Origin of the sequence: Pseudomonas sp. COR18, assembly GCF_048568395.1 — a bacterium.
GTDB lineage: Bacteria > Pseudomonadota > Gammaproteobacteria > Pseudomonadales > Pseudomonadaceae > Aquipseudomonas > Aquipseudomonas fuscovaginae_B.
Map to the genome: position 1 here is coordinate 2784999 of NZ_CP183808.1, position 12725 is coordinate 2797723.

Genomic DNA, 12725 nt, shown 5'->3' on the forward strand with positions numbered 1-12725 from the left:
GGGCGGGCGTCTCGTGTTCGGGTGTCCTGGCGCTGCCAGGTGGGGATTCAGTGGCTCATGGACTGAGCCGGACCTTGTGCAGGTGCCGGGCTCCGTAGTCATCGATGGTCTGGAACTCGACCTGCGCATCGCCAGCCGGCACGGCGCTCAGGCCGGGCAGGGGAAAGCGGTTGCTGGCGTGCGGGTTGACCATGTTTTCGGCCGCATCCTGGCCGGTCGGCTTGGCGTGGCGCTGGCCGGCGGCGAGCAGTTCGACCGAATCGAAGCTCAGGTGGTAAGGGGTCGGGTTGGTCACTTCCAGGGCCTGGCCCTGCTCGTCCCGGACCAGGCGCCAGCGCAGCTTGTCGACGGCCTGGGTGGCTTCCAGGGGCAGGTCCGCCGGGCGGAAGAACACCTTGATGCGGGTGCGAAAGGCCAACTGCAACTGGTTTTCCTGTTCGCTGGCCTGGACCTTGGGCGGCACTTCCAGCATGTTCAGCCAGAACAGGGTCTCCTGATTCGTCGGCAGGGGGTCGCCGGTATAGGACAGGCGCAACACCTGCTGCCGGCCCGGTTCCATGCGGAAGATCGGCGGCGTGGCGACAAAGGGCACGCGGGCCTGTTCCGGAGTCACTTCTTCATCGCCGTTGTCGAGCCAGACCTGCACCAGGGCCGGTTTCGGGTTCTTGTTCTCGAAGCGGATCGTCACTTCCTTCTGGGCCGCCGGGTACACCACCCGGGTGCCGGTGATGACCACGCTGGCTTGGGCCGCGAGGCTGCCGGCGAGCATCAGGATGAGCAGGCCTAGCTGGAGTCTGAGGGTATTCATGAACGGTTCCTGGCTCCGCTTCAGGAGGTGATGTCGGCGCTGTGGCTGATGCGTGCGCCGTGGTCGCTGACGGCCGTGAACTCGACCTTCAGGGCGCCGGCGGGCCGTGTGCGCAGGGTCGGCAGGACGAAGCGCTTGATGTCGCCGGAGGGCAGCAGCAGGCTGTCGTCGACCTGCTGGTTCGGCGCCTTCGGATAACGCCCGCCCTGGCCGACCAGTTCGACCGAGCCCAAAGACACGTGATAGGGCGTGGGGTTGAGCACTTCCAGGGCATGCCCGCCAGCGTGGCGTACCAGCTTCCAGCTCAGCTTCGGCGCCGCGGCCCCCTTCGGATAGGGCAGCCCCTGCGGCCGGAAGAACACCCGCAGGCGTGAACGGAACGACAGCTCCAGCAGGTTCCTGTCGCCGGTATCGACGGTGTTCGGCTGCACTTCCAGCACGTTCAGCCAGAACAGGCTTTCACGGTCCCGGGGCAGGGGTTCGCCGGTGTAGCGCAGGCGCGGTGCCTGTTGCCGGCCGGGTTCGATGCGCATCACCGGAGGCAGTGCGGTGAACGGCGCCTGGGCGGTGGCCGGGGTGGCGTACTTGTCGCCATTGTCGAGCCAGAGCTGGACCAGCGAAGGTCGGTCGCCCTTGTTCTCCAGGCGCACGACCACTTCCTGCTGGTCGGCGGGGTAGATCACGCGGGCACCGTGGATGACCACGGCGGCCTGTGCGGTAACGGCGGTCAGCGCTGTCATCAGCAAGGCACAGAGGAACCTGCCCGGATGAGCCATGTTGTTCATTGAAGGAAAACTCTCTGGAGGTGGAGCGGACCCGCCTGGTGGCTGCGGGTCCCCTGGGACACGTCAGTCGGCGTACTCGACCATGAAGCCGACGCGGGTCGCGACCAGACCCTCGCCGGCCGTGCCGGTGGCGTAGTACTGGGCGGCCAGTGGAATGACCGCCTGGTTGTCGGCGATCACCACGCCCTCGGACTTTTCGTTGTAGACGTGGATCGGCGTGCCGTCGCGCTGGGTCACCTCGACCTGCACATTGCTGGCGGCGTCGGCACCGTCATCGATGTTCAGGCGGCCGGTGGCGATGTCGATGGCCGGGCTGGTCGGGTCGAATGCGACCATTGCCGTGCGGCCGTTGGTGCAGGTCGTCTCGCCCGGGGCGCCGACGCGGATGGTGAAGCCGGTGAGGTTGGCGCGGTCGCCGGCGTTGGTCAGGCGGGCTGCGGAGACACCGCCCAGGTCGACGTTCTTGACCACGGTGCCACCCCCTGGCGCCTCGCCTTCGATGGTGCAGGTGATGTCCCGCACCAGGCCGTTGAAGTTGATGATGCCGTCATTGGCCGCCGAGGCCGGCAAGGCGATCAGGGCGGCGAGGGCCAGGGAGACGGCGGCGGAGACTTGAGAGATTTTCATGGCGTTACCTTGAATGGTTTCAGTTGTTTTCCCGCTTGCAGGCCGCAAGGGAAGGCGTTTGGCCTGCCGGATGCGGGACGCCACTGTCGCGCAAGCCCCAACCGTGGAACATAGAGATAACTCGAAACAGAGCAGTTTCGAGATTTCTCGAAACGCGCTTCTGATATCGAGTGCTATAAGCCTGAAAGTTCTGTAGGCATTCACCATGGCTCAGGCTTTGGCTGCGGTTTCTCTTTCAGGAGGTCGATAAAAGATGACAAGTGCACTCCTTGGTCCCTACACCGTCATGCTGCTGGACGATCACGAACTGATCCGGGTCGGTACGGTCCTGTGGTTGTCCAAAGAGCCCGATCTGCAGGTGATCGGTTCCTATTCCACGAGCAGGGAACTGCTGGCGGCGCTGGCCGTTCGCCAGCCCGACATCCTGGTCATCGATTTCATGCTCGGGCCCAGGGAGATCGACGGCATCAACCTGATCCGTACGCTGCGGCTGCGTCATCCCGAATGCCGGCCGCTGGTGCTGTCGGCCCACTACACACCGGCCACCGTCTCGCTGGCGCTACGGGCGGGCAGTTGGGGGTTCTTCGGCAAGAGCGAGCGTCTGGAAGGGCTGGCGTCGGCGATCCGCACGGTGGCTCGCGGCAGGATCTACCTGCACCCGGTGATGGCGGCGGAGGTGGCGGCGGTTTCGGAAACCGAGGTGCATCGGGTGGCGAGCGTGGCCGAGCCGGTCTGCGCGGGCGCGCATGGCGAGGTGCTGTCGCCGAGGGAGCGCGAGGTGTTGCGCTGCTTTCTCGACGGCATGTCGGTCAATGGTATCGCCGCCAAGTTCTCGCGCAGCGCCAATACCATCAGCACGCAGAAACAGTCGGCCTATCGCAAGCTGGGGATCAAGAACGACAGCGAACTGTTCAAGTTGTCCAGTTCGCTGCACGGTTCGCGGGCGATGGGCTTCTGAGGCCGGGTGGCCTACTCGATGAAGGTCACGACGCCGCCGGCCAGCGACTTGACCCGGGCCAGGGACTCGACCCGGTAGCCCTGGGCGTCCAGTTCGGCACGGCCGCCCTGGAAGGATTTCTCGATCACGATACCCAGGCCCGCCACGGTGGCGCCGGCCTGCTTGATGATCGAGATCAGTGCCTGGGACGCCTTGCCGTTGGCCAGGAAGTCGTCGATGACCAGAACCCGGTCGCTGCTGGTCAGGTGACGCGGCGAGATCGCCACGGTGTTCTCCACCTGCTTGGTGAAGGAGTACACGGTGGCCGACAGCAGGTTTTCGGTCAGGGTCAGGGACTGGTGCTTGCGCGCGAAGATCACCGGTACGCCCAGGTTCAGGCCGGTCATCACCGCCGGGGCGATGCCCGAGGCCTCGATGGTGACGATCTTGGTGATGCCCGAGTCGGCGAACCGCCGGGCAAATTCGTCGCCGATCTGCTTCATCAGTTGCGGATCGATCTGGTGGTTGAGGAAGGCGTCGACCTTCAGGACCTGATCGGAAAGCACGATGCCTTCTTCACGAATTTTCTTATGCAGTGCTTCCACGTAACGTCCTCGAATAGCGCGTTCTGGCGCTGGAAAATAATAGGGGTTGTCCCATCACCCGATCCACCTGTAGGAGCGTGGCTTGCCCGCGAAAGGGCCCTTGAGGAGAAAAGCTTCGCGGGCAAGCCCTGCTCCTACAGGAAGGGTGGCGCGGGGGTAAAAGGGTCAATTCTAGCGCTTTAGCATCGCCCGTATATCCGCCAGCGCCGAGTTGCCGCGCACGGCCTTCACTTCGGTCGGCGTGTCGTCGTTGCCTTCCCAGGCCAGGTCGTCCGGCGGCAGCTCGTCGAGGAAACGACTCGGCGCACACTCGACCACCTCGCCGTATTGCTTGCGCTTGGCGGCGAAGGTGAAGGCCAGGGTCTGGCGCGCGCGGGTGATCCCGACGTAGGCCAGACGCCGCTCTTCCTCGATGGTGTCGGCCTCGATGCTGGAGCGGTGGGGGAGAATCTCTTCCTCCATGCCCATGATGAACACGTAGGGGAATTCCAGCCCCTTGGACGCGTGCAGGGTCATCATCTGCACGCCCTCGGCACCTTCCTCCTCTTCCTGCTGGCGTTCGAGCATGTCGCGCAGCACCAGCTTGCCGATGGCGTCCTCGACGGTCATCTCGCCGTCTTCGTCCTTCTCCAGGGTGTTTTTCAACGCCTCGATCAGGAACCAGACGTTGCTCATCCGGTAGTCGGCGGCCTTGTCGCTGGAGCTGTTGGTGCGCAGCCAGTTCTCGTAGTCGATGTCCATGACCATGCTGCGCAGCGCGGAGATCGGGTCTTCGCCGGCGCACTGCTCGCGCACCCGGTCCATGAAGCGCTTGAAGCGCGACAGGCGCTCGGTGAAGCGGCTGTCCAGGTGCTCGCCCAGACCGATCTCGTCGGTGGCGGCGTACATCGAGATCTTGCGCTCGGTGGCGTAGTTGCCGAGTTTTTCCAGGGTGGTCGAGCCGATTTCCCGGCGCGGCACGTTGATCACCCGCAGGAAGGCGTTGTCGTCGTCGGGGTTCACGATCAGGCGGAAGTAGGCCATCAGGTCCTTCACTTCCTGGCGACCGAAGAAGCTGTTGCCGCCCGACAGCCGATAGGGAACCTGGTGGTGCTGCAGCTTCAGCTCGATCAGCTTGGCCTGGTAGTTGCCCCGGTAGAGGATGGCGAAGTCGCTGTAGGGGCGGTTGGTGCGCAGGTGCAGGGTGAGGATTTCCATGGCCACCCGCTCGGCCTCGGCGTCCTCGTTGCGGCAGCGGATCACACGGATCTCGTCGCCGTGGCCCATCTCACTCCACAGCTGTTTCTCGAACTCGTGGGGGTTGTTCGAGATCAGCACGTTGGCGCAGCGCAGGATGCGGCTGGTGGAGCGGTAGTTCTGCTCCAGCATGACCACCTTCAGGGACGGGTAGTCTTCCTTGAGCAGCATCAGGTTTTCCGGGCGCGCGCCGCGCCAGGCGTAGATCGACTGGTCGTCGTCGCCGACCACGGTGAACTGGTTGCGCTTGCCGATCAGCATCTTCACCAGCAGGTACTGGCTGGCGTTGGTGTCCTGGTATTCGTCCACCAGCAGGTAGCGCACGCGGTTCTGCCACTTCTCCAGGATGTCGGCGTTGTCCTCGAACAGCTTCACCGGCAGCAGGATCAGGTCGTCGAAGTCCACCGCGTTGAACGCCTTGAGCGTGCGCTGGTAGTGGGTGTAGACGATGGCGGCGGTCTGTTCCTTGGGGTTGCGTGCGTTTTCCAGGGCCTGGGCCGGCAGGATCAGGTCGTTCTTCCAGCCGCCGATCATGTTCTTGATCTCGTCGACGCCGTCGTCGCCCGAGTATTCCTTCTGCATGATGTCGGTCATCAGGGCCTTGACGTCGGTCTCGTCGAAAATCGAGAAGCCCGGCTTGTAGCCCAGCCGCACATGCTCCTTGCGGATGATGTTCAGGCCCAGGTTGTGGAACGTCGAAACCGTCAGGCCACGGCCCTCGCCCGGACGCAACAGGGTGCCGACCCGCTCCTTCATCTCGCGCGCGGCCTTGTTGGTGAAGGTCATGGCGACGATGTACTGGGCCCGGATGCCGCAATTCTGGATCAGGTGCGCGATCTTGCGGGTGATCACGCTGGTCTTGCCGGAGCCGGCACCGGCGAGCACCAAAAGCGGGCCGCCGACGTAGTTCACGGCTTCTTGCTGCCGGGGATTGAGTCGGGACATGAGGGAGTAAGAAGTCTGTTACGAAAAAAGGGCGGGCATTTTAACAGGCTGGACGGATTCTGCCGCGACTCTCCGACATTGTGACGCAATAGGCGATCTAAATTTGCCGGTTTTGTTACTTTCCCGCAGGATGCGCAAAGAATTTAAGGCTATTGTTCAACCTTACCCGGTATAAGGTAGCGGTTGAGAAGTATTCGCATTGTAATCGCTCGATGGCGAGTCATAATGCTTTTCGCCAATGTTTTTTGCAGAGTCTAGGGAGCTAGCTTGTCTACGCCTGTCGAACCCTTGCGTTTGCTGCTGCTGGCCGATGATCCGGCCTGGGCGGCGTTGTTGCGCGAGTGTCTCGCTCCGTTGGGGGGCACGGCCATGCTGGTCAGTGCCACTTCGTGGGAGTTGGTCCGCGGCCTCTTCGATAACGAGCGCGCGGCGGTCCTGCTGAGCGTGCCGCAATTGCAGCCTGCGCCCGGGCGCTGCAGCCTGCCGACCGTGCTGCTGCTCGACGAGGAGCCCGAGGTCGCGCCGCTGGGCGTCAGCGACTGGCTGGTGCGCGATACCCTGGATACCGCGACTCTGCGCCGTTGCCTGCGCCATGTGCATGAGCGCGGGGTGCTGGAAAACACCCTGCAACGCCTGGCCGAGCAGGACCCGCTGACCGGCATCGCCAACCGCCAGGGCTTCCAGACCCTGCTGACCGCGCGCCTGGCCGAGAACGAGGGGCGCGGCCTGGCCCTCGGGCATCTCGACCTGGACAACTTCCGCCATGCCAACGACGCATTGGGCCACCAGGCCGGCGACCGGCTGATCCTGCAGGTGGTCGCTCGGCTCAAGAGCCAGCTGGAAGCCGGCGACCAGCTGGCGCGCCTGGGCAGCGACGAATTCGCCCTGCTGATCGACACCCGCCGTGCGCCGCAACGCGCCGAGTGGATGGCCGAGCGGATCGTCGAGGTCATGGCCGAACCCTACTGGGTCGACGGTGAAAGCCTGCTGATCGGCTGCAGCCTGGGCATCGCCCATGCCCGTGCCAAGGCCGGTGCCGACCCGCTGATGTGGCATGCGCACATCGCCATGCAGCAGGCCAAGAGCACCCAGGGCTGCACCTTCAACATCTTCAACGAACGCATCAACCGCAATGCCCGCAGCCTCGCCGACCTGGAAAGCGAACTGCGTCGGGCGTTGCGCCGCGACGAGCTGGAACTGCACTACCAGCCGCGCCTGGACTTGGGCAGCGGGCAGATCGTCGGCCTCGAAGCACTGGTGCGCTGGCGCCATGGCGAGCGCGGCCTGCTGCCACCGAGCGAATTCGTGCCGCTGGCCGAGCAGAGCGGGTTGATCGTGCCGCTGGGCTACTGGGTGATTTCCCGAGCCCTGCGCGATATGCAGGACCTGCTTGGGCGCGGGCTGGGGCCGCTGCACATGGCGGTCAACCTGTCGTTCCGGCAGTTCCAGGACAGCCAGTTGCTGTCGACCCTGAGCCGGCTGATTGTCGAGCGTGGAGTCGAGGCGCAATGGCTGGAGTTCGAACTGACCGAAACGGCGGTGATGCGTCGCAGCGACCTGGTCAAGCAGACCATGGACGCCCTCGGGCGTCTGGGCGTGCGTTTTTCCCTGGACGACTTCGGTACCGGCTTCTCCTCGTTCGTGCACCTCAACAGCCTGCCGATCGCCCTGCTCAAGGTGGACAAGAGCTTCGTCGGCGGCATGGAGCAGCGCGAAGAGAACCGCAAGCTGGTTCACGCCATGATCAACCTGGCCCACAACCTCAACCTGGAAGTGGTGGCCGAGGGCGTCGAGACGCCGGAGCAACTGGCCCTGCTGCACGGTTTCGGCTGCGATCAGGTGCAGGGCTACCTGATCAGCAAGCCGTTGCCGCTGGAGGAACTGGCGCAGTACCTGACGTCCTGTGCCAATCGGCCGGCGATCGAGGCTGTCTGCTGATCCGGCGTTCACCACGATCGCTGTAGGCGTCGGATTGATTCGCGAAGCGTTTGACGGTCTCGAGGGCCTGTTCGCGGATCAATCCGGCGCCCACAGGCGGTTAAAGTCTTCCCCTTACGGGGCGCAGTTCATGGCCGCTCGAGCCGATGCCTTCTGTTCGCTTTTGCCCAGCATCCGCTTCATCCGCCATTCGAACGCCAGGGTCAGCCCGGTCGCCGCGCACGCCAGCCCCAACGCCAGCCCCCACCAGACCCCGGTCGGTCCCCAGCCGAGGTTGAACGCCAGCAGCCAGGCCGACGGCGCGCCAATCAGCCAGTAGCAACCAAGCCCGACCAGGAAGGTGGTCTTGGCGTCCTTGAGCCCGCGGATCGCGCCCATGGCGATGGTCTGGGTGCCATCGAACAGCTCGAACCACGCGGCCACCGCCAGCAGGCTGACCGCCAGTTCGATCACCGGGCGGAACGCCGGGTCATTATGGTCCAGGAACAGCCCGATCAACTGATTCGGTGCCAGCCAGAACAGCATGGCGAAGGCCAGCATGGTCGCCGCGCCAAAGGCGATCCCGACCCGCCCCGCCCGCCGTGCGTCCAGCAGTTGCCCGGCCCCGTAGTGCTGGCCGATACGCAGGGTGATGGCGTAGGAAATCCCCGCGGGAATCATGAACGCTACCGAGACGATCTGCAGGGCGATCTGGTGCGCCGCCAACTGCGTGCTGCCCATGGTGCCCATGCACAGGGCGGCGAAGGCGAACAGCCCGACTTCCACCGCATAGGTGCCACCGATGGGCAGGCCCAGCCGCCACAGCTCGCGCAGGTACTGTCCGTTCGGCCGCGACAGGCCCCGCCGCAGCGGGTAGTCGCGATACGCCGCATGCCGGCGGATATGCCAGGCCAGGGCCAGCGCCATACAGTTGGCGACGATGGCCGTGACCAGGCCGATCCCGGTCAGGCCCAGGTGCGGCAGGCCGAACATGCCGGTGATCAGCGCGTAGTTGAGCAAAAAGTTGGCCACGGTCCCGCCCAGGCTGATCACCATCACCGGCGTGGCCCGCCCCAGCGCACTGGTGAAGCCGCGCAGGGCCATGAAACTCAGGTAGCCGGGCAGGGCGAACGGCAGTACCAGCAGGAACTGGCCGGCGGCCTGCACGTTGCTCGGCGTCTGGCCGAACAGCAGCAGAAGCGGCTTGAGGTTCCACAGCAGCAGGCCGGCGACCAGCGCCATGGCCCAGGCCAGCCAGAGCCCGGCCTGGGCCAGGCGGGTGACGCCTTGCGTGTCGCCGGCGCCGTGCCGGATGGCCACCAGGGTGCCGACCGCGGCAATCACCCCGAGGCAGAAGATCGACACGAACGAATAGCTCGCCGCGCCCAGGCCGCCACCGGCCAGGGCCTCGGGACTGAGCCGGGCCATCATCAGGGTGTCGGTCAGCACCATCAGCATGTGCGCCAACTGCGAGGCGATCAACGGCCCGGACAGCCGCAGGATGGCCAGGAGCTCGGTACGTGCTGGATGCTGCATGATCATCGGACTCGCAGAGTGACAGAAGGGTTAAAGGATTGATTCTCGGCGCTTGCACGGCTTTGCACAAAGGGATAAAAACGATTGCTCGCATGATAAAAACTCATGCAGCCATTTCTGCCAGGTGCTGTTCCATCCCGTTCCCGGAAAGTCACTCATGTCCCGTCGCCTGCCCCCGCTCTATGCCCTGCGCGCCTTCGAGGCGGCGGCGCGCTACAGCTCGTTCACCCGGGCGGCCGAAGAACTGTCGATCACCCAGAGCGCGGTCAGCCGGCATATCCGCACCCTGGAGGAACACTTCGCCTGCCGGCTGTTCCAGCGTAACGGTCGCAACCTGCAACTGACGGAGGCCGCGCGGTTGCTGCTGCCGGGCATTCGCGAGGGTTTCGGTGCGCTGGAGCGGGCCTGCGACACCCTGCGCGCCGAAGATGACATCCTGCGCATGAAGGCGCCGTCGACCCTGACCATGCGCTGGCTGCTGGCCCGTATCAGCCGCTTCCGGCATCTGCAGAAAGGCAACGAGGTGCAATTGACCAGCGCCTGGATGGACGTCGACAACGTCGATTTCAACCAGGAACCGTTCGATTGCGCGGTATTGCTCGGCGCCGGGCATTTCCCGCCGGACTGGGAGTCCAGCTACCTGTTCTCCGAATGGCTGATCCCGGTGGGCGCACCGACCCTGCTCAACGACCAGCCCTGGGACGTCGAGCGCCTGGCCGCCACCGAGCTGCTGCACCCGACGCCGGACCGTCGTGACTGGCGCAACTGGCTGGAGCGCATGGGGCTTTCCGAGCGTATTTCCCTCAAGGGCGGCCAGGTGTTCGACACCCTGGAACTGGGGATGATTGCCGCAGCCCGTGGTTACGGCGTGTCCATGGGCGACCTGCTGATGGTGGCCGAGGACGTGGCCCAGGGACGCCTGAGCCTGCCCTGGCCGACGGCAGTGGCCAGTGGCGAAAACTATTACCTGGTATGGCCCAAGACCCGCCCCGGCGGCGAGCGTCTGCGCCGCCTGAGCGACTTCCTGCAAGGCGAAGTCGCCGCCATGGAACTGCCCCAGGTCGAGCGCCTGGGCTGAGCACACGGCCCATCAATCAGATTTCTGGCAGATACCCCTGCAAATTGCTCAAGTATTTCCTTGAGCAGCCGACTGTAGCGACATGGAACCTTCGTTCAGAAAGGCCCCTCACGACTCAACATACAGAAAAGCCGGGTAGCGCCAGGGACAGGGATGACCCGGCCACTCGGTCAGGAGCTGTTCATGCCTCAACCCCGTGCCCGAATCGCCACGCAACTCGGCCTTGCGCTCTCCGTCATCCTGGCAGTGGTGATCAGCGGCAGCACCGTATTCGCCCTGCGTTCGCTGGATTCGGCCAACCTCGACACCCGCGAAGAGCACCTGGCCAGCGAAGCACGTCTGCTCGCCGACCAGTTGAACACCTTCCACGGGACCCTGCGCGAAAACACCCAGCGCCTCAGCGGGCTGTTCGAGAAGCGCTTCAGCAACGGCCTGAGTGCGCGCACCGATGAGCCGGTCAGCGTGGCCGGCACCCAGGCTCCGGGCCTGTACCTGCGCGACAAGCTGCTCAACAACGATTTCACCGAAGTCGACGATTTCAAGCAGATGACCGCCGGGGTTGCGACCCTGTTCGTGCGCAGTGGCGACGACTTCATCCGCGTCAGCACCTCCCTGACCAAGCAGGACGGCAGCCGTGCCATCGGCACCCTGCTCGACCACCAGCACCCGGCCTACGCCAAGCTGATGGCGGGGCAGGGCTATGTCGGCCGGGCCCTGCTGTTCGACCGCTACTACATGACCCAGTACACCCCGGTGCGCGACAGCAGCGGCAAGGTGTTCGCGGTGCTGTTCGTCGGTTTCGACTACACCGATGCGCAGAAGGCGCAGTTCGATAACCTCAAGCGGTTCCGCATCGGCACCACCGGTTCCCTGGCGTTGCTCGACGAACAGAAACGCTGGCTGGTACCGCCAGCCGAGGTGAACGACCCCGAGCAGGCGGCCAAGGTGATCGCCGACCTGGCGAAACAGCCCGGCCAGGGGCGCTTCTGGAGCGACAGGAACGACGACATCTACAGCGTCGCGGTGCCTTTCGCGGATGGCCCGTGGTCAGTGGTGGCGAGCATGCCCAAGGCTGAAATCAGCGCAGTGACCTGGAGTGTCGGTATTCGCCTGGTGCTTGGCAGCCTGCTGGCGATGCTGCTGGCGGTGGGGGCGGCGGTCTGGCTGCTGCGCAGCAAGTTGCGTCCGTTGGGTGACCTGGTGCGCCAGGCCCAGGCCCTGGGCGCTGGCGACCTGAGCGTACGGCTCAATGTGTCGAGCCAGGACGAGATCGGCCAGCTGGCCGGCAGTTTCAACCAGATGGGCCAGGCGCTGTCGACCATGGTCGAGCACATCCGCAAGGCGGCCCAGGAGGTCAACGGCCGTGCCCAGGCCCTGTCCGGCCTGTCGAGCGGTGCCTACGAAGGCATGGAACAGCAGTCCGGCGAAATCACCAGCATGGCCGGCGCGGTCGAAGAGTTCAGCGCCACCTCGCTGAACATCGCCGACAACATGAGCAATACCGAGCGCCTGGCCCAGGAAAATGCCCAGCAGACCCGTATCGGCCGCAGTTCCATGGAAGAGGCTTCGTCGTCCCTGGAACAGATCGCCGCGGCGCTGAACAGCACGGCGACGGTGATCAACACCCTGGGCCAGCGTTCCCAGGAAATCGGCGGCATCGTCGGCGTGATCACCTCGATCGCCGAGCAGACCAACCTGCTGGCGCTCAATGCCGCCATCGAAGCCGCCCGGGCCGGTGAACAGGGCCGCGGTTTTGCCGTGGTCGCCGATGAGGTACGCAGCCTGGCGGGGCGTACCCGCGAGGCGACGGACGAGATCTCCAGCATGATCCACAGCATCCAGCAGGAAACCGGTCATGCCATCCAGACCATGGAGCAGGGCAACTCGCTGATGCAGGAAGGCCTGTCGCGCAACGCCAACGTCGCCTCGGCGCTGGCGCGTATCGACGAACAGAGCCGCTCGGCCGGCCAGCAATTCGCTGCCATCACCACCGCCACCCAGGAGCAGAGCAGCACCGCGACCCTGCTCAGCAGCAACCTGCAGAGCATCGCCCTGGCCAACAGCGAACAGCGCGAAGTGGTCTCCAACCTGGCGCAGACCGCGCGTGAACTGGAGATGCTGGCGGCCGAACTGCGGCAGGAGGTTGATCGGTTCCGGTGAGGTGGCGCCGGTCTTTAGATCCATTCGCGGGCAAGCCACGCTCCTACAGTGCCGAGTCGTACATGGACCCTGTATACGACTCGGCACTGTA

General features: G+C 64.8%; 10 protein-coding genes. 4 read left to right on the top strand and 6 right to left on the bottom strand.

The window, feature by feature from the left end; translation table 11 throughout:
* Positions 1-55 precede the first annotated feature (55 nt).
* The 3 genes from ACM62G_RS12770 to ACM62G_RS12780 form a co-directional block, all read right to left on the bottom strand.
* Entirely contained in the window at positions 56-808 is a 753-nt protein-coding gene (locus ACM62G_RS12770; protein WP_273820063.1) for a molecular chaperone, read from the bottom strand.
* Positions 809-828: 20 nt separating this feature from the next.
* On the bottom strand, positions 829-1593 hold the full coding sequence (locus ACM62G_RS12775; protein WP_054064600.1) for a fimbria/pilus periplasmic chaperone: 765 nt from the start codon (positions 1591-1593) through the stop codon (positions 829-831).
* 63 nt (positions 1594-1656) lie between these two features.
* The gene (locus ACM62G_RS12780) at positions 1657-2220 is read right to left on the bottom strand and encodes a fimbrial protein (protein WP_054056654.1); all 564 of its coding nucleotides are present in this window, start codon (positions 2218-2220) and stop codon (positions 1657-1659) included.
* A gap of 286 nt (positions 2221-2506) precedes the next feature.
* Here ACM62G_RS12780 and ACM62G_RS12785 point away from each other — a divergent pair, with 286 nt between their 5' ends.
* Positions 2507-3178: a response regulator gene (locus ACM62G_RS12785; protein ID WP_054056653.1), complete on the top strand. Its 672-nt coding sequence runs from the start codon at positions 2507-2509 to the stop codon at positions 3176-3178.
* Between the two features lie 11 nt (positions 3179-3189).
* Here the strand turns inward: ACM62G_RS12785 and ACM62G_RS12790 are convergent, their stop codons facing one another.
* Together ACM62G_RS12790 and rep are read right to left on the bottom strand one after the other, a co-directional pair.
* Positions 3190-3762 carry a xanthine phosphoribosyltransferase gene (locus ACM62G_RS12790; RefSeq protein WP_054056652.1) on the bottom strand — a complete coding sequence of 191 codons (573 nt, stop codon included), beginning with the start codon at positions 3760-3762 and terminating at the stop codon, positions 3190-3192.
* Between the two features lie 171 nt (positions 3763-3933).
* Positions 3934-5943 carry a DNA helicase Rep gene (gene rep, locus ACM62G_RS12795; RefSeq protein WP_026144807.1) on the bottom strand — a complete coding sequence of 670 codons (2010 nt, stop codon included), beginning with the start codon at positions 5941-5943 and terminating at the stop codon, positions 3934-3936.
* Between the two features lie 267 nt (positions 5944-6210).
* On the opposite strand from rep, the gene ACM62G_RS12800 reads away from it, so the two are divergent.
* Entirely contained in the window at positions 6211-7881 is a 1671-nt protein-coding gene (locus ACM62G_RS12800) for a putative bifunctional diguanylate cyclase/phosphodiesterase (protein ID WP_054064598.1), read from the top strand.
* A 114-nt stretch (positions 7882-7995) separates the two neighbouring features.
* Here the strand turns inward: ACM62G_RS12800 and ACM62G_RS12805 are convergent, their stop codons facing one another.
* A complete protein-coding gene (locus ACM62G_RS12805) occupies positions 7996-9402 on the bottom strand; it encodes a NorM family multidrug efflux MATE transporter (RefSeq protein WP_419737254.1) in 1407 nt (468 codons plus the stop codon).
* Between the two features lie 151 nt (positions 9403-9553).
* Here ACM62G_RS12805 and ACM62G_RS12810 point away from each other — a divergent pair, with 151 nt between their 5' ends.
* Together ACM62G_RS12810 and ACM62G_RS12815 are read left to right on the top strand one after the other, a co-directional pair.
* Positions 9554-10474, top strand: a complete 921-nt coding sequence (locus ACM62G_RS12810; RefSeq protein WP_054064597.1) for a LysR substrate-binding domain-containing protein — start codon at positions 9554-9556, stop codon at positions 10472-10474.
* 183 nt (positions 10475-10657) lie between these two features.
* Positions 10658-12634: a methyl-accepting chemotaxis protein gene (locus tag ACM62G_RS12815; RefSeq protein ID WP_273820071.1), complete on the top strand. Its 1977-nt coding sequence runs from the start codon at positions 10658-10660 to the stop codon at positions 12632-12634.
* Positions 12635-12725 lie beyond the last annotated feature (91 nt).